This is a genomic window from Arthrobacter sp. A5 (assembly GCF_051131705.1).
In the GTDB taxonomy this organism is placed as follows: domain Bacteria; phylum Actinomycetota; class Actinomycetes; order Actinomycetales; family Micrococcaceae; genus Arthrobacter_M.
On sequence record NZ_CP180316.1, the window covers coordinates 1,521,222 to 1,540,467 of the forward strand.

The following is a 19,246-nucleotide window of genomic DNA, read 5'->3' on the forward strand; positions in this document are numbered from 1 at the left end:
TGCCAGCGATACGGGACCACTCTGGAATGTTATTTAGCATTCCGGGCCTCCGGTTTTCGTCAATGGCAGCCCGGACGTTGCGTTGGCGCCATGAGGGTCCTTCGATGACGAGGGTGTGGGCGCCTTGGCGAGCCGGTCGATCGCGGACCGGGCGAGCAGGGTATTGCTGGTCATGGTCAGCCATTCATTTGGAAGTGGCATACGTTCGTCTCGGGACAACTGGCCTTTCACCTGCGAGGATGCGCTATCCACGGGTCAAGTAGGGGGAACACGAGGACCCGTCCGGGTCCCAAAGAAGCAGCGGTGAAGTCTCTGAAACGTTGTTCCTTTGCCGATGTCACGGGCCGGAGTGTGCATATCTCCTATGGCTTGGCGTCGCTTTGGGCTTCCCCGGATAGGGGCGGTTTACGAGTCAACGAAGCCGCCAATGTCCGCGCCTTGGCATTAAGGTAGCGCTGCTCGGGGACGTTCGACGTGCGCTGTGCGGCGTTTCGGTAATGCTCCTGCGCCGCCTGAACGTCCCCCACCATTTCAAACAGGTGCGCGCGCACGGCGTCGACCCGATGTAGCTCTGACAAACCGTATTGCGTCTCGACGCAATTAAGAGTCCGCAGGCCGGCTGCGGGACCGCTTGTCATCGCCAGTGCGACAATCCGGTTGAGGGCGACCGTTGGGCCAGGCGAGAGAACCATCAGCAGGTCGTACAGCTCGACGATCTCAGCCCAGTCTGTATCGTCGGCATGGGCGGCCTCGTCATGGACCGCGGCGATCGCGGCTTGAATCTGGTATGGACCTAGAGCCTTGTTCGACAGGCTCGCGCTGATCAAGGCGACTCCTTCGGCAATGGCAGCCGCATCCCACAGACTCCTGTCCTGTTCGGCAAGCGGAACAAGGGCACTCCCGTCCGGGCTGCGCCCTCCCTGACGAGCGTCGGTGAGGAGCATCAGCGCCAGCAGCCCGGTGACTTCACCGTCTTCCGGCAGAAGGGAGCGAAGCTGCCGCGCAAGACGGATCGCTTCGCTGGTCAGATCGATCCGGTAAACCTGATTCCCAGAACTGGCCGTGTGGCCTTCTGTGAAGATCAGATAAACGACATGCAGCACCACGGGGATTCTCTCGGACCGGGTTCCTGACGGAATCACGAATCGGGAACCGTTTGCGCGGATCCGTTGCTTCGCCCGGCTGATACGTTGCGCCATCGTCGCATCTGGAACCAGGAAGGCGCGTGCGATCTCTGCTGTAGTGAGTCCACCAACGGCGCGCAACGTGAGCGCTACTTGTGCCAAGGAGTTCAACGCGGGATGGCAGCAGAGGAATAGGAGGTCGAGCGTGTCATCCACCCCGGAGATCCCTCCTGCCCGGAGTGCTAACCCAGCCGAGACCGCCCTTTCCCGCCGGCGCCTTGAGCTGTCATTCCGCCAGATTTCGATGAGCCGACGAGACGCAACGGTGAGCAGCCATCCATAGGGGTTGTTCGGCATGCGACCCCTTGACCATTCCAGGGATGCGGCAAGGAGCGCCTCTTGTACGGCGTCTTCACAGGAATCGAAATCGCGATATCTACGAAGAAGCGTGCTCAACACTCTTGGCGCGGCTTCGCGCATTAGCTCGACCGTGAGCTGCTCCGACATCAGATGTCCAAGAACTTCAGATCTGCCACCGCGCGAACTTCGACTGCGCCATACGCGGCATCAGGGATCCGGGCAGCATATTCGATGGCTCGATCCATATTGACGCAGTCCACCAAGTAGAACCCAACGACCTGCTCCTTGACCTCGGAGTAAGGGCCGTCTGTAACGGAGAGCAGGCCGCCCCGCGTGGACACCGTCCGTGCCGTCGCCGGGTCGGCGAGACCCTCTGAGGTGATCAATTCACCAGCTTCATCAATATCGGCAGTAACGGACAAGTGGTCGCGACCGAACTGGACCTGCTGCGCTTCTGAGAGGGTCTCCCAGATCTGCCGGAACTCGGGGTTGCTGTGAATCAGGATGATGAATTTCATGGGAACTCCTTTAGCTTCTTCGAAAATGGTGTCACGTTTAAGTCGAAACTGGGCGGGTGGTTTCGACAACTGCGTAATAGGGCCGAACGAGCGGCTCCCGCAACCCTGCACAGAAGAAGGAAGAAGACCATGGTCGAAACAGTACGTTCTACCGACGGAACACCGATCGCCTGCGAACAGACGGGAACGGGCCCCGCTCTAGTTCTGACCGTGGGCGCCCTGTGCAGCCGGCGGTCCATCGATACTCTCGTTTCACAACTCCAGGACGGTTTCACCGTCTACAGCTACGACAGGCGCGGCCGCGGCGACAGCGGAAACACGGCACCATATTCTGTTGATCGCGAAGTTGAAGACCTCCATGCAGTCCTCGACGCCGCGGGCGGAACGGCATACCTCTATGGGCACTCGAGTGGCGGAATTCTCGCGCTGTATGCCGCCGAGGACACCCCCGGGTTCACAAAAGTTGCCGTGTATGAGCCTCCATTCTGCACCGAAGCAAAGCCCGGGTTCGCCGAACACCTCGACAAGCTTCTTGCAGAGGGACGGCGCGATGACGCCGTCGCTGACTGGATGCGCAACACGGGTGCCCCGTTCGACGAAGAGTGGAAGTACGCACCATTTTGGCCGACACTGATTGCCCTCGCCGATACGCTGCCTTACGATCTCGCCCTAACCCGGGATGCCACCGTCCCCGCTCAAAGGTTCGCTCACATCGCCGCCGACACCGTCGCGTTCTATGGCGGGGAAAGCCCGGCTTGGGCGCTAAAATCTGCGACCGCCGTCGCAACAGCAATTGCCGGTGCCCGCATCGAAGCAATACCTGGCCAGGGGCACCCGGTCGCGCATGAGGTCATAGTGCCGGTACTTGTCGATTTCTTCAAGCAGTAATCAACTCCAGCTGCCCGCCCGGGACCCCCCATCACGCCGGGGCGGCCTTCCCAGGGCGCCCGCATCAGATCCGATGAGAATGGTCAAAGTCGTGACTTCACTTTCGCCGCTGTTGTCCCGGACACCGACCAGTCACCGCTGGTGGAGTTTGGCTCTGTTGGGGACAGCCTTCCTGATGACAATCCTCGATGCCACGAGCATGCTGTCCGCCATCCCGTCAATCAAACTCGAACTCGGTTTGTCACCTCAGGCGACCCAATGGACAGTTACCGCGTACGCGATCGCATTCAGCGGTCCCCTTCTCGTGTTCGGCAGGGCCGCTGACCGTTGGGGAAGGCGGCGAATGCTGATCATCGGAATGGGCATTCGAATATTCGCCGCTCTGGCGTGTGGCGTGGCGACATCGTCAGAATTCCTCATCGCCGCCCGCGCGGTGCAGGGGATGTCGACCGCGATAATCGCTCCAGCCGCGCTGTCCATGGTTGTGAACCTGTTCCCGGAGGGACCCGAACGGAACAAAACCCTCGGGATCTGGGCTGGCCTCGGCGGTGCGCTCACCGACACGGTCGGATGGCACTGGGTGTTCTGGATCAATATCCCGGTTGGCTGCCTTGTCATTATTGCTGTCCCGCTCCTGCTCAAACCGAATCGCGAGCCGAAAAACGGTCATGCGTTCGGCCTCGCGAGCGGCGTGATATTGACCACCACCCTCGCACTACTGGTCTTCGTGATTACCGAAATCCCTACCACCGGGATTCTGAGCTGGTCCACAGGAGGACTGTGCCTGGTCGTTCTGGTTCTTGCCATCCTCCTCACGCGGATTGAACGCGCCGCCGCAGAGCCACTCATTCCGCACGGACTGCTGCGGTCCCGGATGATCATCGGAGGACCTCGGAGTCCTCATTGCCGGCATCGTAGTCGACGGCATGCTCATCACCCTGACCGCTTACGCGCAACTCTCGCTAAAATGGTCCGCGATCGAATTCGGTCTCGTCACAACCGTCATGACTGTCACCTCCATCGTCGGAGGAATGTGTGCACAAAGAATTGTGCGGCGCATCAGGCTGCGAAATCTCGCAGCCCTCGGCATGGGTTTACTCGCTGTCGCGTGCCTTAGCTTGGCCGCAATCTCGTCGACTGGACTGGACTGGCTACTTGTCCCCGCCCTTTTCGTCTTCGGGGCGGGATTGGGTGGAGCCATGGTTGGCTCGCAAATCTCCGCGCTGACCGGCGTGCTCGAAACGCAGTCGGGGGTCGCTTCAGGCCTTTTCGACACGTCCTTCTCGATTGGTTCCGCCCTTGGCGTCGCGATCTGCTCCAGCGTTGCAGTCGCCTCGGGAAATCTGACCCCCGCAAACCCAATGTCCGGGGCGGCATTGGCCTTCGCTGTTGCCGCCACCCTAGCCGCCTCTGGAATCCCCGTAAGCCTCACACTGTTGCGGGAACGGTCAAAACGAGCTTAATCAATCACAGTCCCGTGATGACTCGCAGAGGCCCGGGCAGAAATCTCGTTAACCAGGGAACGACGTGATCGAAAGCGTGGACACCAATTATGGTCTAGCCCCGGGCTTTTTGGAGAGTGTTTTAGACGATATGAGGTAGGGGGTGGTTCAGTTTCCTGCCCGTCCGGAGCGGCCATTTTCGCCGGGCGGTCCCGCAGCGCCGGCTTGATCCCGGTGCCTTGTCTTCTTGCCGGAGGCGGCGCGGCGAGGCCTTTGGCCCCGGCGGAGATGTCCTTTATCCGGAACGGGCAGGGACTGGGCCGGGGCCGATGAGGGGCCGGGGCCTTCTGTTTCACAGGTTTCGTGGGTTGCCAGTGAACAACCTCTTGGCGTCTCGGCCTTGGGAGAGTTGCATTGGTAGTGCCACATGTGAGCATTGGGAGGTCCCGGCTATGTTTGAGCATACGTTCATTGGGCTCGATGTTGACGCCGCATCCGTTGTTGGTTGTGCGCTGACTCCGGAAACTGGCGAGCTCGTGCAGATGAAGAAGGATTCGGACCCCGCGGTCGTGCTGGACTGGATCTGAGCTGCTGTGGAGTTTTCGGACAGTGGGCCCTCTTAAAATGGGGGTCTACTGAAAGTAGAGATCAGCATGACTGCAGCACGCCGGCGTTTCACCCAGGAGTTCAAAGACGAGTTGTGTCGTGAGGTGATCAACACGTCCAGACCCATCAGGGATGTTGCCACCGCTTACGGTGTCGGCCCCGAGACTCTGCGCAACTGGCTGAACAAATACCGTGAGGCCAACGGGGGCACCGAGACGGACCTGACGTTGCCGGAACGGGCTCGCTTGAAGGAGCTCGAGAGGGAAAATCAGGAGCTTCGAGCCGAGACTCTCTTCTTAAAAAAAGCGGCCGCTTACTTCGCGCGGGAGCAGCGGTAGTGAGCAAGTACGAATACATCGACTCCCAAAAAACTGAGCCCGCCAACCTGAATTCGGTCGTGAAGATGTGCCGCTGGTTAGGCGTCTCGACGTCCGGCTTCTACCACTGGCTGACGCGCCCGCAATCGGCGACTGCCACTCGCCGGAAGGCCCTGATAGCGCGGATCCAACACTATTTCGAGGAGTCTGAAGGCACCTACGGGTATCGTCGGATCCACGCCGACCTCGCCGCGGAGCAGACTGAATGTTCACCCGAACTTGTGCGGCAGCTCATGGGCCAGGAGGGCCTTGTGGCCTGCCAACCCCGGCCATTCCGGGTCACGACCGAGGCCGACGCCTTGGCTGCGGCCAACATGCCCGACCTCGTCAACCGTGACTTCACCGCCACTCGCCCCGGGGTGAAGTTTGTCGGCGACATCACCTACATCCACACCTGGCAAGGGTTCATCTACCTGGCCACCGTCATTGACTGCTACTCCAAGAAGGTCGTCGGCTGGTCCATCGCCGATCACATGCGCACCGAACTCGTCGCCGACGCCCTTAACAACGCCGCCGCAACGACCCTGATAGAGCCGGACGCGATCTGGCATTCCGACCGCGGCAGCGTGTATACCTCGGCCGGGTTTCGGGCCTTGGTGACCGGCTTGGGGATGCGCTCATCGATGGGCCGCACGGGCGTGTGTTGGGATAACAGTATGGCGGAATCCTTCTTCTCGATGCTCAAGAACGAGCGTGTCTACCGGACCGTTTACGCGACGAAATCACAAGCCCGCAGCGACGTGATCCGCTATATTGAGGGGTTTTACAATAGTCGGCGCCGACACTCCGCGCTCGATTACCGACGCCCTAATGAAGTCCACTATGGTTATCAACAGCCAGCCCTTGCAGCGTAGAAGAATCCACCAATTCCGCTGTCCGAATTCCTCGCGGCAGCTCAATCCGCCGTTTCGAACCGCCGGTGAAGGCGGTGTACCACTTGCCAGCCAAGCACAGCAGGCCAGGACTTGCTGAGGTTTGGGGATCGGGACGGTCGAGGACCATCTCGCCGATACAGGACACCATGGAATCAGTTTTCGGGCGTCAGCGGGTCGAGGCCGGGGCGCGGGCGCCCGGCGAGGGCGAGAACCAGGTCGGCGGCCGAGGCGTTGATCGGCTCGCCTTCGCCGAACCGCCAGTCCGGTCGCCCGCAGCAGCCGCCCAGACGGGGCAGTGCCGAAGTGGTTCGCGACGCCGTCCGTATGAGGGCGAGCACGATCTGAGTCGCCTCGTCGGTGGCGGTGCGTGACAGACCGATGGCGGTGGTTATGTCGAGGCCGTGGATGATGACGTGGCTGAGCGCACCCATCGCCCCACCCCCGGGTGGGGCCCAGACAGCCATAGTGTCGCTGCGCAGATCGGCCAGCAGCCGTGCGAAGGGCAAGTTCCCGTCGCGGCGGGCCACCGTCTCAGACAACACGTCGAAGTCGTTTCCGGCCGCGGCCAACTCCTGCATGAATGCCGGAGCGTCGTAGCGGGCCGCCATGGTCATGTGCGCGAGGATGTGGTCGGACGCCACCCGAACGGTTCGTGGCCCAGCCGACGGGTCACCGTATCCCGTGGGACACGTTGGCACCCGCACCGCGAACACCAGTCATCCGCTTCGGTGACGCGGCAGGCCAGGACGGCACGATCGGGGCGCAGATACTGCCCGGTCACCTCGAGCCCGAGCCCATCGAGGCGGCAGAATGTGGTCAGGTCAGGGCATTGAAAGGTAGCGTGGAACACGAGGGCCCTGCGGTAGAGGAATCACGATCTAGACAATCCGATTCTCTCCCAAGGTCCTCACCTCAGATGAAACAACTTGCCAACCCCAGGCTCCTCACACCGCGGCACTGACTACACTCTCAATCCGGAATAGCCCGTTTTTTGGCAATCGAGGACGGGGTGCGTTGAGAACGTGATGGTCAAGTTTTGCATCTTGGGCTTTGTCTTCGGCGCCGGTTCATGATGTGGCATGGTGTTTGATGGCGGCGAATATTCCGAATACCTTGGGGACATGGAAATTCGAGGCGGCGTTTGCGGGCGCGACGAGGAAAATTGTGGCAGCGCGTGGGCATGGTGACTGGTTGCCTTGATCAGCACCGGTGTTCCGCGCTGCCGCCGCTGGCGAGGGGTCCGGTATTGTCGGCGATGGCCGCCGTCGCCGTGCTGCTGACTCTGTTCAGCGCGGGTTACGGTTACCACCGGGACGAGTTGTATTTCCGGATGCTGGCCCCGGCCTGGGGCTATGTTGACCAACCCCCGCTGACGCCGCTGCTGGTGCACCTCTTCAGCACGTTCGTCGCCGATGAGGCGTGGGCGATCCGGATTCCGGCCACCATGGCTGCCACGGCCTGGGTCCTGATGCTCGCCCTGATCACACGCGAACTCGGCGGAGACCGGGGCGCGCAGGGACTGTGCGCCTGGGCGTATGCCTTCGCAGCGTTCCCCCTGCTGATGGGCCATGTCATGCTCACCTCCACCATCGACCTGCTGGTCTGGCCGGCCGTGACATTGTTGGTCATCCGGGCCCTGCTGCGTAGTCAGCCGCGCTGGTGGTACGCCGTCGGCGCAGTCATCGGCCTGAGCATGTACAACAAGCTGCTCATCGCGGCACTGCTGGCTGCCTTGGCGGTCGGGCTGCTTATCGCGGGCCCGCGGCGGGCCCTGCTGTCCAGACACGTGGCCGGAGCCGCAGTGATCGCCCTGATCATTGGCGCTCCCAACATCATCTACCAGGCACTGAATGGTTGGCCGCAGCTGAGCATGGGAGCGGCCCTGGCCCGCAAGAACGCAGGTGAGGTCCGGATCGAGATGTGGCCCTTCCTGCTGCTCCTGCTCGGTCCTCCCCTGGTCCCCATCTGGATAGCCGGACTGACAGCCCTTCTCCGACGCCCTCGGTGGCGCCCGGTGCGCTGCGTTGCCGTCGCCTTCCCGCTCGTCCTGGTCTTTACATTCGTTGCCGGCTCCCAGTTCTACTACCCGTTAGGCCTGCTGTCAGTCCTCTTCGCGGCCGGCTGCGTCCCGACGGCGCAATTCATCAGCCGGTCAGCGCGTTGGTGGCGGCCCGTCCTGACTATCGGCGTAGCCGTGAATGCCGCCATCTCCGCCGTGCTGGGGCTGCCCCTGCTGCCGCTTTCCATCCTCGGGTCCAGCCCGGTACCCTCCGTAAGCCAGGTCGCCGCGGACCAGGTCGGTTGGCCCACCTATGTCCAGCAGATCGCGGACGTCTACAAGGGACTGCCCGCGGCAACCGCGCGCCGCACCGTCATCATCACCAGCAACTACGGCGAAGCCGGGGCCATCGCCCGCTATGGGCCTGCGCTCGGACTCCCCCAGCCCTACAGCGGCCATAACCAGCTCTACTACAACGCAACGCCACCCGCAGACACCATGACCGCCGTCGTCATCGGAAGCCAAATCCGCTCAACCCGACAATACTTCCGCGCATGCATCACCACCGGAAAGCTGGCTAACGGACTAGGCGTCCACAACGAGGAACAAAACCAACCCATCACCCTCTGCTACGGACCGTTAGCCAGCTGGACAACGATCTGGTCCGCCTTCCAGCACTACGACTAGTAAGACCGGCCCTGACCGAACCCGCCCCTAGTTGCCGGGTAGGACCGGTTCGGCCAGGTAGACATTCCCGCCGGATTCGCGGAAGTCGGTGGACCTGGCTTCCATTCCGGCGATGGCTTCTTGTCCGGACACGCCTCAGAACTGGTCCTTGAGTTCCTGGGAGATGCGCATGGAGCAGAACTTCGGCCCGCACATGGACCAGAAGTGGGCGGTCTTGGCCGGTTCCGGGGCAGAGTCTCGTCATGGAAGGCCTCGCCGTGCCCGGGTCAGGGAGAGGGCCAACTGGTCTCATTTTCCGCTTTTCGTGTCACCGCTGTTCAGCAAAATGAAGGACAAGAAGAGAAACCAAACGTTGCGCGTCTGGTTTCTATGAACTACCGCTTTCTGTAACCAACGTTGCAGAAAGCGGGACGATCATGGAGTACGGAAGAATCGAGCGTGAGATCCACGTGGATGCCTCTCCTGATGGTGTCTTCGAGGTCCTCAGCAGCCCCGAGCACCTCAAGGAGTGGTGGCGGGACGAGGCGGAGATCGACGCTGCGGCCGGCGCCACGGGCCGCATCGTCTTTCATCGCGCCGCACCCGAGGAGGCGCTGGTCGTTACGATCATGGTTGTAGACGCCCAGCCGCCGCGCCGCTTTTCGTTCCGCTGGGTCTACGAGGCGCGAGCGGTGCCAGGGCCGAGCAACTCGTTGCTGGTGACCTTCGACCTTGAGCCGTCGGGGGAGGGGACCCGGGTGAGGATGACCGAGATCGGCTTCCGCGAGCGGGCTGGGAGGCTGTTGTTCTGGAGCAGGTCTACCAGGAGCACAGCGAGGGTTGGGACTACTTCATCCCCCCGCCTCGGTGAGTACGTCGCACGGCTGGTGTCGTCGTCATGACGGTCGCTGTGGACGACGACCTCTGGTCGGCGATCGGGGACCCCACGCGTCGTCGCATGCTCGACCTGCTCCTGGCCGATGGCGGGGGAACAGCCACGAGTCTCAGCGAGCACCTTCCGGTGACGCGTCAAGCGGTTGCGTCGCAAGCTCGACGTGCTCGACCGTGCCGGCCTGGTCCACGTCACACCCGCCGGTCGCGAGATGCGCTACCGGCTCGACGACACGCAGTTCGCCCGCGCGGTGGCCCAGCTGGCCGCGGTCAGGACGGCCTGGGATGCACGGCTGCGGCGGATCAAGCGGATCGCCGAGGCGATCCAGCGCACTCAAGACCAGACCTACCAAGACAAGACGAAGGAGTAGGACATGGTGGATATCCTCCACAAAACCGGCGCCAAGGAATCGTCTCCGGACAAGGTCTACGACGTATTGACCACACTCGATGGCCTGTCCGGCTGGTGGGCCAGCGACACGAAGGGATCTGTCGAGGTCGGCGGAGTGATCGAGTTTCGCTTCGAGCCCGATGGCTTCTAAGCGCAGGTCGTCGAGCTCAAACCGGCAGAGCGCGTCATCTGGCAGGTCGTCGACGGCCCGGCCGATCGGCACGACAGTGAACTGGGAGATCAAGCAGGAAGGTGAGTACATCATCGTCCTGTTCAGCCACGTTGGCTGGAGGAGCCGGCCGAGTTCATGCATCACTGCAGCACCAAGTGGGCCGTCCTCCTGATGAGCCTGAAGTCGCTTCTCGAGTCCGGCACCGGCAACCCGGAGCCGCGCGACGTCAAGATCAGCAATTGGCACTGACGTCGCTGCCACAGGGGTCCTCTGCAGGGACATGACCACAAATGCTGGCCGCCCGTGGTCAGTTTCTAATGGCCCTTGACACTGTTCTGAGCCCGCAGGTCGACTTTTCAACCTCAATCGTGGTAGGAAAGTGACACAAAATTGAGAACCGAAGGTGAAAGGCCGCAAATGTCACTGCAGGTCAGCCCAACAATCATTTGACCCGCACCAACACAGACATCGGCATAATTTTCAGAGCTGGCTCTGAACTGGCAGATGCGGTGAAGTGCTCCCGCGATGTAGAGAATATGGGACCGGTTCCGACCTTTGTATGATGGGTGCCGCACCGGGCGCCCCGACGTGAGGACACGACAGATGAAATACATGATCCTGATCTACGGCAATCTCGAGAGCTGGAACGCGATGGATGCTGACTCGTTCGGGGCACTGATGGCCGCGCACAGGGCGCTCCAGCAGGAGTTGAAGGCCTCGGGCGAATTAGTTGACACCAATGAGCTGCCGGTCGACAACGCCAAGATCGTGCGCACGAAGGGCGGCGTGTCCGAGGTGACTGACGGCCCGTTCGTAGAGATCAAGGAGATCGTCGCCGGGTACTACATCGTTGAGTGCCAGGGCATCGACCGGGCGACGCAGATCGCTGGCAACCTCGCCGAGGCCGAGTATGGACTCGTCGAGGTGCGCCAGATGACCTCGCAGCCCAGCCACTGAGATGGATGCCGACACGGAGGTGGAGCGCGTGCTCAAGCACGCCGCTCCCCACGTGCTCGCCGCTATCGTGCGGCGCAGCGGCGATTTCGAGACCTGCGAGGACGCGGTGCAGGAAGCGATGCTCGTCGCATACTCGAGGTGGCCGGCCCACGGCATCCCGCAGGACCCAACAGCCTGGTTGATCACGGTTGCGTACCGACGGCTGATCGACCAGGTGCGCACTGATCTCGCGCGGGTCCGCCGCGAGACGAAGGCGGCGGAACTCTCGTTGCATGATCTGGAGGCCGCAGATCCGGGGGTGAGTGCGGGCCAGGACGACACGCTCACCCTGCTCTTTCTCTGCTGCCACCCGTCTTTGACGCCGATCTCGCAGGTCGCGCTCACACTGCGTGCGGTCGGCGGTCTCACGACGGCGCAGATCGCGCGGGCGTTCCTGGCGAGCGAGGCGAGCATGGCCCAGCGCATCACGCGCGCGAAACAGAAGATCAGGCAGTCGGGCCAGCCGTTTCGGATGCCGCCCGCCGAGGAGCGTTGCGATCGGCTCCGCGCGGTCGAGCATGTGCTCTACCTTGTGTTCAATGAGGGGTACCTGGCGAGCTCCGGCCCGGAGTTGCAGCGGGGCGAACTCGCGACCGAAGGCATCCGTCTCGCTCGCCTGCTGGCCGCGCTGGTGCCCGACGACGGTGAGGCGGTGGGGCTCCTCGCACTGATGTTGCTCATCGACTCGCGACGCGCGGCCCGCACGTGCGCCGACGGCACCCTGATCGCGCTGGCCGAACAGGACAGGAAGCTCTGGGATCGGGCGTTCATCGACGAAGGCATTGATCTGATCACCGACAGCCTCGCACGCCTGCCGCTCGGCCCGTACCAGGTGCAGGCGGCCATTGCCGCACTGCACGCGGAGGCCCCCACCACCGCCGAGACCGACTGGGCCCAGATCCTCGCGCTCTACGAGGTACTCGAGGCTATCGCCCCCAACCCCATGGCCTCGCTCGCGCAGGCGGTCGCATTCGCGATGGTTCAGGGCCCCGATGCTGGCCTCGCCAAGCTCGCCCTGCTAGAGGACGACGACCGCCTCATCTCCAACCACCGGCTGCACGTGGTTCGTGCCCACCTAATCGAGCTGCTCGGCGACTACGAGATCGCCCGATCCGGCTATCTCACCGCCGCGGAGTTCACCGAGAGTGAGACGGAGAAGGCCTACCTGAAGGATCGCGCGGCGCGGCTGGGTGCGGAGGGGGGAACACCTTAGGGGAAACTTACTGGGAGGATCAGCGCACCGACCACCAGAACCGAGTACGTCTGAGCGCGCGACGCTCGGGCCCGAGTCCACCGTAGGAAGGTGACAAGAAACAACGGATTTTCGACTCGGCGTCTTGAGGCGAACCAGCAGCTCAGCGCATCACTTGATGACAAAGTACGCCGGAATCTACACGTATTCTCAAGTTCGTGTCAGTGGGCGGAAACGTGCCCACCAAAGCTGACTCAGGTTCTCAAATCCAACGGCACGATCCAGACCTGAAGTGTGTTGAATCAATTCGGTCTGAAGTGTTTCTGACTTCATAGGACCGAGGAGCCCCGTCTGCACCTGTCGGAATTTAAGGTAGTGGAGTCTGCGCTCTGATGGACGTGTGCGCATGTCAATGGCCAGTAGTTTCTGCCCGTGGGCGGCCAGCAAGAATGCCCGCTGGTGGCCACGGAAACTGCCCATGTATGGCCAACAGATCTGCCCACCAGGATTCTGGCGGCGTTGGCCATACGGGGAGTTTTTCATCGGTTAGCTCATCGGGGTGACTCCCTTCCCGGCGAGGGCCTGCGTGAGCCGGATGGAGTCCCTGGAGGTCTGACAGACGTGCGCGTGGTGCAGGAGCCGGTCAACGGTCGCCGTGGCGAGGGTCCTGTGCATGAGGGCGTCGAAGCCAACTGAAGTTCCCATACGTTCGCTGATGGCCGACGACCCAGCGCCCATGTAAATAAAGGGCGGCATCAACAAGCGGTAGAGGCCCTCTGCGGCGTCCGCGCCGACTTCCAGCAGCACCCAAGCTGCTAATGAAGAATGCCGGCGAGGAAGGCGCCGGGCAGCGCGCGTCTCGCACCCGAGTGTAGTGGGCCAGCGCGGCGGCAGTGCTCGGGTGCAGCGCAACCTCACGCTGCCGTGGTTCTTGCAGGGGTGCCCATATATAGGACACTGCTAGACATTGTCGTGACCAAGTTGGACCAGTTGGCCCGGTCCGTCCGGGACGCCCACGCAATTGCTGATGACCTTGTCGGTCGCGGGATCAAGCTCAGCATCGGTGGTTCGGTGCATGATCCGACGGATCCCATGGGAATGCTGCTGTTCAATGTTCGGGCGATGGTTGCGGAGTTCGTAGGAGACGTCATTCGGACGCGCCCAAGGGAGGGCATGAAGATCGCGAAGGCCAACGGGCGGCTGCGTGTAAGCAGCCAGAGCTACCATCAGTCAGGATTCCCATCCCGTGAAGTTGCATAGCGCTGACGAGCACGCCATGTATGAGCTGGCCGAATTGTTCTCAGTTGGCCGTTCAACCGTTTATCGGGCCGGCGAGCGGGTTCGGCAAAAGGGGGAAGCCCAGCAGTCTCCTAACAAGCGGTGCAGGCGTGTGGATATTCCGCGGAGTCGCCTTCGGTCAATGCCTTCGCCGCGATCCGCGCTCCGCTCGTGGAACTGCCCCCGTTCAGTGCCGCGTCGGCCGCTCGGGCAGACTTATTGGATCGGTGGTTTGCGCGTAGTACGGCGCCGCCGCCACCGTCATGCCGCCGTCGACCACGAGGATCTGCCCGGTGATGTAACGGGAATTCGGGGAGAGCAGGAATTCGATGGCATTGGCCATGTCCGCCGCGGTGCCAGGATGCCCTAGCGGGATTGTTGCGAGGACGGATTCCATCGGGGCCATGCCCGGCATGCTGTAGAAGTATTCCAGCGAGTCCGAATCGATCAGTCCTCCGTTGACGCCGTTGACGTTGATGCCGTAGCCGGCAAACTCCACGGCCATGTAGCGGACGAAGGATTCCACCGCTGCCTTGTAGGATCCGAGGGCAGCGTAGGTGGCGAATCCTCGGTGACTGCCGTAGCTGGTGACCGCGACGATGCGCCCACCACGGTCCATGAGTTTGACCGCCTCCTGCGCTCCGAGCACGAAAGGCCGGACGTTCATGGCGTAGGAACGGTCCAAGTGGTGGGTCTTGAGGTCCAGCAGTTTTTTGAACGCCGAGGCGGCGGCGTTGTTGATGAAGAAATCCAGCCGCCCGTACGCGGCGTCCACCTCATCGAAGAGCCGGATGATGTCGTCGGGATTTTCGACATCCGCCTGGACGGCGATGCCGTCCCCGCCGGCGGCCTTGGCTTCGGCTACGACGGCGTGGGCCAGGTCTGCGTTTTTCCGGTAGTTGATCACCACGCTGGCCCCTTCCGCGGCCAGCTGCAGGGCCAGCGCCCGGCCGATCCCGCGTGAAGACCCGGTGATCAGTGCCACCTTGCCGGCGTATTTGCCGGCTCCACCGCCGGCTGCATCGCCGGAAGCACCGGCTGCGCTGCCGGCGGTCACAGGGCTGCCCCCGTCAGGCCCGAATCAGCGTCGTGGGCTGCGCCCACCGAGGCGGCCGGGTCCGGTGCCGCCGGGTCCGGTGTGGCCGGGTCCGCTCCGTGGCCCGCACGGGAGAGGAGGTCCTTGGCGATCACGGCCTTCTGGATCTCATTGGTTCCCTCCTCAAAACGCTGCGCCCGTGCGTCCCGGTAGACACGCTCAATCGGTTGCGATTTCCAATAGCCAAGCCCGCCGTGAACCTGCAGTGCCTTGTCCGTCACCCGGGTGAGCATGTCGACGGCGGTCAGCTTGGCCATCGAGGACAGGGCAGGGGCGCGGTCGGAACTGGCTTCCCACTGGGCAGCCGCGTGCATGACGAGGGCCCGGGCGGCCTCGATGTCCGCAGCGTTTTCGGCGAGCAGAAACGCGATGGCCTGCCGCTGCGAAATCGGCTTCCCGAAGGTAACCCGATGCTGGGCATAGCCGACGGCGAGCTGCTGGGCACGCTCGGCCAGCCCGACGCAGCTCATGGCCACGGAAATCCGGCTCGGCGTGAGGAATCCGCCCAACGCAATCGTGAGGCCGTCGCCCTCGGCACCGAGGCGCTGGGACACCGGGACCGGGGTATCGCGGAACGTGAGCCGGGCGTGATCGGTGCCCCTTACGCCCATGGTGTTGGAGGTGTCCTGCACCGTGGCGCCGGCAGCGTCGCGGTCCACCAGCAGGGCCACGGTGCCTTCTGAGCCGCTGCTGCCGGCGATTCGGGCGAAGAGCAGCCAATAGTCACAGTTCACGCCGAACGTGATTAGATGCTTGGTCCCGGTGAGGTAGTAAAAGTCCCCGTCCCTGCGGACGGAGCAGCTGATGTCCGCCCCGGTTCCGTTATCGGGTTCGGTCAGGGTGAAGGCTACGGTGATGTCTCCGGCGACGGAGGGGACGATGAATTTTTCCCGCTGTTCGGCGCTGGCGTGCGGATTCATGGACCGCCACGTGCCGTTGACCACATGCACGATCATCCGGATGGAGGCGTGGGACCGGGAGAAGACCTCCATCAGTCCCATCCACTGTGTGAAGCTCAGTCCGCGTCCGCCCAGTTCCACGGGTGCCGCCAGGCCCAGGAAGCCCTTGCTCTTGAGCTCGGCGCGCAGGGCCGGTTCCACCGTCCCGCTGTCCTCGATTCTTCTGGCCCACGCCTCGCCGGGGCCCTCGACCCAGTCCGTGACCTCCGCCAGGAGACTGTCGTATAGTTCCTGCGGCACGGCGCTGCCGCGCCCGTCCAAGGTGGAAGCCTGCCGTACCGTCATTTTTCCCTGGCCCTTCTTTTCGTGTGCGTCTGCGGGACCAGATGCGCGGCGCGCTCGCGCAGCACGAATTTTTGGATCTTGCCCACTGGGTTGCGCGGGATCTCGTCTATTGGTTCGAGCCGCTCGGGCCAGTAGTGTTTGCTCACGCCGCTGTGCTGCAGGAACCGCTGGAGCCCGCTGAAGCTCAGCTCCGCTCCCGGTGCCAGCCGGACGAAGGCGCACGCACGCTCGCCCAGCCGGGCATCGGGCATGGCAACGATGGCCACATCGGCAATGGCCGGGTGGGTGTGCAGGAGTTGTTCGAGCTCTGCGACCGGAAGTTTCTCCCCGCCGCGGTTAATGATGTCCCGCACGCGGCCGGTGATGCGGAGGTAGCCCTCGTCATCGATGGTGGCCAGATCCCCGGTACGGTACCAGCCATCGGAGCTAAACGTCTCCGCGGCCAGCTCGGGCCGGTCCAGGTAGCCGTCGAAGACCGTGGGGCCGGTCAGTTCCAGATTCCCCTCCGCTTCCGGCGGCAGCCGCAGTCCGTCGTCGTCGACAATCCGCAGCTGCACCCCGGTCAGCGCCCTGCCATCGGTACCCCACGCCTTCGACGGCGGGTCCGCCGGTGAGGTAAGCGCGCCGAGCCCCGTCTCGGTGGTGCCAAAAGCCCCGCACACTGCCGTACCGAGCACGCGGGTGGCGCGTTCGGCCAGCGCCCGGGGCACGGCCGCGCCCGTCACCACGAAGACACGCAGGCGTTCCGGCCGGGTCCCGCCGTCTTCCACGGCCTGCAGTAAATCGGTCAAAAATGGCGTCGCGGCCTGCACAAAAGTTCCTTCCCAATCATGCAGAATGTCCAACGCCCGGGGAGCATCCCAGACGCTTTGCAGGATCTGCGGGACGCCCAGAGTGAACGACAGCCACATCCCGTAGAGGAAACCCGTCTGGTGGGCCAGCGGCGACGGGATATAGATGGAATCGGTGGCGTCCAGGCCCAGCTGGCGCGCTTCCATCAGGGCAGCCCGGGAAAGCCGCCGGTGCGTATGGATCACACCCTTGGGCCGGCCCGAGGTGCCCGAGGTCAGCAGCAGTTGGGCGGCGTCGTCCGGACCTGGCGCGCGCGCGTCCAGGGCTGCGCGGTCGACGACGGCGGACGCCCAGGCATGATGCCAGGGTGACCATTGCACCCGGGGATTGGTGTTGTTGGGCATCAGCCGCGGGACACCAGCCGTGCCGTGCACGACGAAGACGTGCTCGACGCGGATCCCGGCGGTGCCGGCAGTGGTGGCGGCGTCGGTAGCCTCATCCGCACTGCCGCCCGCGACGGGATCCGCTCCGGTGCCCGCACCGGTGCCGGGGCCGCTGCGGTCGAGCAGCCGGGCGATTTCGCTGGCATGCTGGCGGCCGCGGAAATTGTCTGCCACCAACAGCACTTTCGCCCCGGACTGCTGCAGCGCATAGGCGACTTCACGGTCGCCGAAGATTGGCATGATCGGTGCGATGACTGCCCCGATCCGCAGCGCCGCTGCGGAGATCACGACGAACTGGCGCCAGTTCGGCAGCTGGACCGCGATTCTGTCTCCGGCGGCTACACCCAGATTGAGGAAGACGGTCGCCGCGTGATCAACCTCGTTATCAAGGGCCGCCCAGCTCAGGTGCGACGTCGTATTCCACCGGGCATCCACCACGGCCAGGGCATGCGGTTTCTCCTCGGCCCAGCGCCGGATCCAGTCCGACGCCGTCATCGACTCGGCAGCGGCGCTCTCCTTCGCATCAGGTCCGGCGGGATGACGGAGCACGGACCCGCGTGCGGAGCCCTGCTCCACCTCCATATCCAGGCCGAGCGTCTGCATGGCGGCCAGGAATTTCGGGTAGGAGATCCGGTAGGCATTCGGGTAGGTCAGCGAGGATCTGCCGGCCGCGGCCGTTGCCGCGACGGCCAAGGACATCAGGACCCGGTGATCGTTGAAGGATGAAAGGTGGGCGCCATGCAGTCGTGGAACGCCGCGGACGCATAAATTGCTGCCGTCAAAGTTCAGGTCTGCGCCCATGCTGTTGAGCTGGAGCATGGCCACGACGCGGTCTGACTCCTTCAGCCGGACGTGCTCCACGTGCCGGAAGACGCTTTCGCCATCGGCCAGGGCCGCCATAACCGAGAGCACCGGCAGCATGTCCGGCACCGTCCGGCAGTCCACGTCCATCGGTCCCATCCGCCGGCCCTGGTGCCGCACCCGGACGCCGTCGGCCTGCCTGTCGTACTCCATCGGCAGCCCCATCGCGGCCACGATGTCCAGCAGCTCGGACTCCGGATGGTCGGTGCCGCTGGAGCTGGTTTGGCGTAAGCCGCGCAGCAGAATGTCCGACGGGTGCAGGGCCCCTACGGCCAGCCCGAAGGCGGCGGAGCCGATGTCCGGCGGCAGGACCAAATCCGTGGGCCGCGGCACCTGGTTGGGCGGGATGGTGTAACGCCTGCCGTCCGCGGACACATCGACCTGCAGGCCGAATTGGCGCATCATGCGCACGGTGAGCTCAATGTAGGTGCGTTCGTTAAGCGGCCCGTCGATGACCACTGTGCTCTCGTCCAGAGCGAACGGAGCGAGCAGGAGCAATCCCGAAACCCATTGCGAGAGCGTTCCGGAGATGTGCACTATGCCGCCGCTGGGACGGCGGGCTTTGACCCGGATCGGCGGGCAGTCAGTGGGGGAGCTGGCGTCTACGCCGAGCTGGCGCAGGGCGGCGAGTAACGGGCCGACGGGTCTGCGTTGGAAGTACTTTTGACCCGTGATGGTCACGTCGCGGTCTGCCAGTGAAGCCAGTCCCACCATAAAATACAAGGTGCTGCCCGAACTGCCGGCGGAGGCTGCGTCCGAGCGCGGGTGGTACGGGCCGCCGTGGACAATGAAGGTATCTCCGCTGATCTCGATTCGGATGCCGAGCGATCGCAGCAGCGAAACGGTATAGTCCACGTGACGGGCGTCGCTGAGCCCGGAAATATGGCTGACGCCGGGAGCCAGCGAGGCGAGGATCAGGGCCCGATGGGCATGATATTTCGAGTTCGGGACCTGGACGTCCCCACGGATAAGGCCGTCGGAACCAATGACGGATAATTGCACGATGCCAACCCGTTTCCACGATTTTTACGACGG

General features: G+C 63.4%; 19 protein-coding genes and 4 pseudogenes. 12 read left to right on the plus strand and 11 right to left on the minus strand.

Annotation, left to right across the window (positions count from 1 at the left end; genetic code table 11):
• Positions 1-33: 33 nt before the first annotated feature.
• The 4 genes and pseudogenes from ACLLJI_RS06855 to ACLLJI_RS06870 form a co-directional block, all read right to left on the minus strand.
• Positions 34-174, minus strand: a complete 141-nt coding sequence (locus ACLLJI_RS06855; RefSeq protein WP_434619494.1) for a hypothetical protein — start codon at positions 172-174, stop codon at positions 34-36.
• A gap of 188 nt (positions 175-362) precedes the next feature.
• A complete protein-coding gene (locus ACLLJI_RS06860; RefSeq protein WP_434621313.1) occupies positions 363-1,340 on the minus strand; it encodes an RNA polymerase sigma factor in 978 nt (325 codons plus the stop codon).
• Positions 1,341-1,418: 78 nt separating this feature from the next.
• Positions 1,419-1,631, minus strand: a pseudogene (locus ACLLJI_RS06865) (sigma factor); the annotation flags it as partial.
• Positions 1,631-2,002 carry a YciI family protein gene (locus tag ACLLJI_RS06870; RefSeq protein ID WP_434619497.1) on the minus strand — a complete coding sequence of 124 codons (372 nt, stop codon included), beginning with the start codon at positions 2,000-2,002 and terminating at the stop codon, positions 1,631-1,633. The pseudogene ACLLJI_RS06865 and the gene ACLLJI_RS06870, both read right to left, overlap by 1 nt.
• A gap of 129 nt (positions 2,003-2,131) precedes the next feature.
• Between ACLLJI_RS06870 and ACLLJI_RS06875 the strand changes: the two genes are divergently transcribed.
• The 5 genes and pseudogenes from ACLLJI_RS06875 to ACLLJI_RS06895 all read left to right on the plus strand — a co-directional run bounded on the left by ACLLJI_RS06875 (position 2,132) and on the right by ACLLJI_RS06895 (position 6,169).
• A complete protein-coding gene (locus tag ACLLJI_RS06875; protein ID WP_434619500.1) occupies positions 2,132-2,890 on the plus strand; it encodes an alpha/beta fold hydrolase in 759 nt (252 codons plus the stop codon).
• Between the two features lie 199 nt (positions 2,891-3,089).
• Positions 3,090-3,512, plus strand: a pseudogene (locus ACLLJI_RS06880) (MFS transporter); the annotation flags it as partial.
• 280 nt (positions 3,513-3,792) lie between these two features.
• A complete protein-coding gene (locus ACLLJI_RS06885) occupies positions 3,793-4,353 on the plus strand; it encodes an MFS transporter (protein WP_434621316.1) in 561 nt (186 codons plus the stop codon).
• Between the two features lie 431 nt (positions 4,354-4,784).
• Positions 4,785-4,919 (plus strand): hypothetical protein, encoded by a 135-nt coding sequence (locus ACLLJI_RS06890; protein ID WP_434619503.1) that lies wholly within the window; start codon positions 4,785-4,787, stop codon positions 4,917-4,919.
• A 66-nt stretch (positions 4,920-4,985) separates the two neighbouring features.
• Positions 4,986-6,169 (plus strand): IS3 family transposase gene (locus ACLLJI_RS06895; protein ID WP_434612585.1). Its coding sequence is split into 2 segments (ribosomal slippage): positions 4,986-5,226 and positions 5,226-6,169, totalling 1,185 coding nucleotides; the frame shifts between segments, so codons are not numbered across the junction.
• Positions 6,170-6,342: 173 nt separating this feature from the next.
• Here ACLLJI_RS06895 and ACLLJI_RS06900 read toward each other — a convergent pair.
• Positions 6,343-6,831, minus strand: coding sequence for a hypothetical protein (locus ACLLJI_RS06900; RefSeq protein ID WP_434619506.1), 489 nt, complete (start codon positions 6,829-6,831; stop codon positions 6,343-6,345).
• Positions 6,816-7,040 (minus strand): annotated as a pseudogene (locus tag ACLLJI_RS06905) (ISL3 family transposase); the annotation flags it as partial. The gene ACLLJI_RS06900 and the pseudogene ACLLJI_RS06905, both read right to left, overlap by 16 nt.
• Before the next feature lie 405 nt (positions 7,041-7,445).
• On the opposite strand from ACLLJI_RS06905, the gene ACLLJI_RS06910 reads away from it, so the two are divergent.
• A complete protein-coding gene (locus ACLLJI_RS06910) occupies positions 7,446-8,876 on the plus strand; it encodes a glycosyltransferase family 39 protein (protein ID WP_434621319.1) in 1,431 nt (476 codons plus the stop codon).
• 27 nt (positions 8,877-8,903) lie between these two features.
• Here ACLLJI_RS06910 and ACLLJI_RS06915 read toward each other — a convergent pair.
• Positions 8,904-9,164, minus strand: a pseudogene (locus tag ACLLJI_RS06915) (phosphomethylpyrimidine synthase ThiC); the annotation flags it as partial.
• A gap of 128 nt (positions 9,165-9,292) precedes the next feature.
• Here ACLLJI_RS06915 and ACLLJI_RS06920 point away from each other — a divergent pair.
• The 5 genes from ACLLJI_RS06920 to ACLLJI_RS06940 all read left to right on the plus strand — a co-directional run bounded on the left by ACLLJI_RS06920 (position 9,293) and on the right by ACLLJI_RS06940 (position 12,518).
• Positions 9,293-9,757, plus strand: coding sequence for an SRPBCC domain-containing protein (locus ACLLJI_RS06920; RefSeq protein ID WP_434619509.1), 465 nt, complete (start codon positions 9,293-9,295; stop codon positions 9,755-9,757).
• A 135-nt stretch (positions 9,758-9,892) separates the two neighbouring features.
• A complete protein-coding gene (locus ACLLJI_RS06925) occupies positions 9,893-10,117 on the plus strand; it encodes a hypothetical protein (RefSeq protein ID WP_434619511.1) in 225 nt (74 codons plus the stop codon).
• 3 nt (positions 10,118-10,120) lie between these two features.
• A complete protein-coding gene (locus tag ACLLJI_RS06930) occupies positions 10,121-10,288 on the plus strand; it encodes a hypothetical protein (protein WP_434619514.1) in 168 nt (55 codons plus the stop codon).
• Positions 10,289-10,912: 624 nt separating this feature from the next.
• Entirely contained in the window at positions 10,913-11,266 is a 354-nt protein-coding gene (locus tag ACLLJI_RS06935) for a YciI family protein (protein WP_434619517.1), read from the plus strand.
• 1 nt (position 11,267) lies between these two features.
• Positions 11,268-12,518 (plus strand): RNA polymerase sigma factor, encoded by a 1,251-nt coding sequence (locus ACLLJI_RS06940; RefSeq protein ID WP_434619520.1) that lies wholly within the window; start codon positions 11,268-11,270, stop codon positions 12,516-12,518.
• 525 nt (positions 12,519-13,043) lie between these two features.
• Here ACLLJI_RS06940 and ACLLJI_RS06945 read toward each other — a convergent pair.
• Complete coding sequence (locus tag ACLLJI_RS06945; RefSeq protein ID WP_434619523.1) at positions 13,044-13,304, minus strand: ATP-binding protein; 261 nt, start codon at positions 13,302-13,304, stop codon at positions 13,044-13,046.
• Between the two features lie 165 nt (positions 13,305-13,469).
• On the opposite strand from ACLLJI_RS06945, the gene ACLLJI_RS06950 reads away from it, so the two are divergent.
• Positions 13,470-13,757: a recombinase family protein gene (locus ACLLJI_RS06950; protein WP_434619526.1), complete on the plus strand. Its 288-nt coding sequence runs from the start codon at positions 13,470-13,472 to the stop codon at positions 13,755-13,757.
• Positions 13,758-13,962: 205 nt separating this feature from the next.
• On the opposite strand, the gene ACLLJI_RS06955 is transcribed toward ACLLJI_RS06950, so the two are convergent.
• From ACLLJI_RS06955 to aroA, 3 genes are read right to left on the minus strand one after another with little or no spacing between them, the layout of a single operon-like run.
• On the minus strand, positions 13,963-14,832 hold the full coding sequence (locus ACLLJI_RS06955; protein ID WP_434619529.1) for an SDR family oxidoreductase: 870 nt from the start codon (positions 14,830-14,832) through the stop codon (positions 13,963-13,965).
• Positions 14,829-16,115 carry an acyl-CoA dehydrogenase family protein gene (locus ACLLJI_RS06960; RefSeq protein WP_434619532.1) on the minus strand — a complete coding sequence of 429 codons (1,287 nt, stop codon included), beginning with the start codon at positions 16,113-16,115 and terminating at the stop codon, positions 14,829-14,831. Before ACLLJI_RS06960 ends, ACLLJI_RS06955 begins: the two co-directional genes overlap by 4 nt.
• Entirely contained in the window at positions 16,112-19,213 is a 3,102-nt protein-coding gene (gene aroA, locus ACLLJI_RS06965) for a 3-phosphoshikimate 1-carboxyvinyltransferase (RefSeq protein WP_434619535.1), read from the minus strand. The genes ACLLJI_RS06960 and aroA overlap by 4 nt, the downstream gene beginning before the upstream one ends.
• Positions 19,214-19,246 lie beyond the last annotated feature (33 nt).

What these genes read in the sequence shown, in the direction of transcription:
- ACLLJI_RS06855 (WP_434619494.1), bottom strand. Translation starts at nt 174, where the DNA reads ATGACCAGCAATACCCTGCTCGCCCGGTCCGCGATCGACCGGCTCGCC.
- ACLLJI_RS06870 (WP_434619497.1), bottom strand. Translation starts at nt 2,002, where the DNA reads ATGAAATTCATCATCCTGATTCACAGCAACCCCGAGTTCCGGCAGATC.
- ACLLJI_RS06875 (WP_434619500.1), top strand. Translation starts at nt 2,132, where the DNA reads ATGGTCGAAACAGTACGTTCTACCGACGGAACACCGATCGCCTGCGAA.
- ACLLJI_RS06890 (WP_434619503.1), top strand. Translation starts at nt 4,785, where the DNA reads ATGTTTGAGCATACGTTCATTGGGCTCGATGTTGACGCCGCATCCGTT.
- ACLLJI_RS06910 (WP_434621319.1), top strand. Translation starts at nt 7,446, where the DNA reads ATGGCCGCCGTCGCCGTGCTGCTGACTCTGTTCAGCGCGGGTTACGGT.
- ACLLJI_RS06920 (WP_434619509.1), top strand. Translation starts at nt 9,293, where the DNA reads ATGGAGTACGGAAGAATCGAGCGTGAGATCCACGTGGATGCCTCTCCT.
- ACLLJI_RS06930 (WP_434619514.1), top strand. Translation starts at nt 10,121, where the DNA reads ATGGTGGATATCCTCCACAAAACCGGCGCCAAGGAATCGTCTCCGGAC.
- ACLLJI_RS06935 (WP_434619517.1), top strand. Translation starts at nt 10,913, where the DNA reads ATGAAATACATGATCCTGATCTACGGCAATCTCGAGAGCTGGAACGCG.
- ACLLJI_RS06940 (WP_434619520.1), top strand. Translation starts at nt 11,268, where the DNA reads ATGGATGCCGACACGGAGGTGGAGCGCGTGCTCAAGCACGCCGCTCCC.
- ACLLJI_RS06960 (WP_434619532.1), bottom strand. Translation starts at nt 16,115, where the DNA reads ATGACGGTACGGCAGGCTTCCACCTTGGACGGGCGCGGCAGCGCCGTG.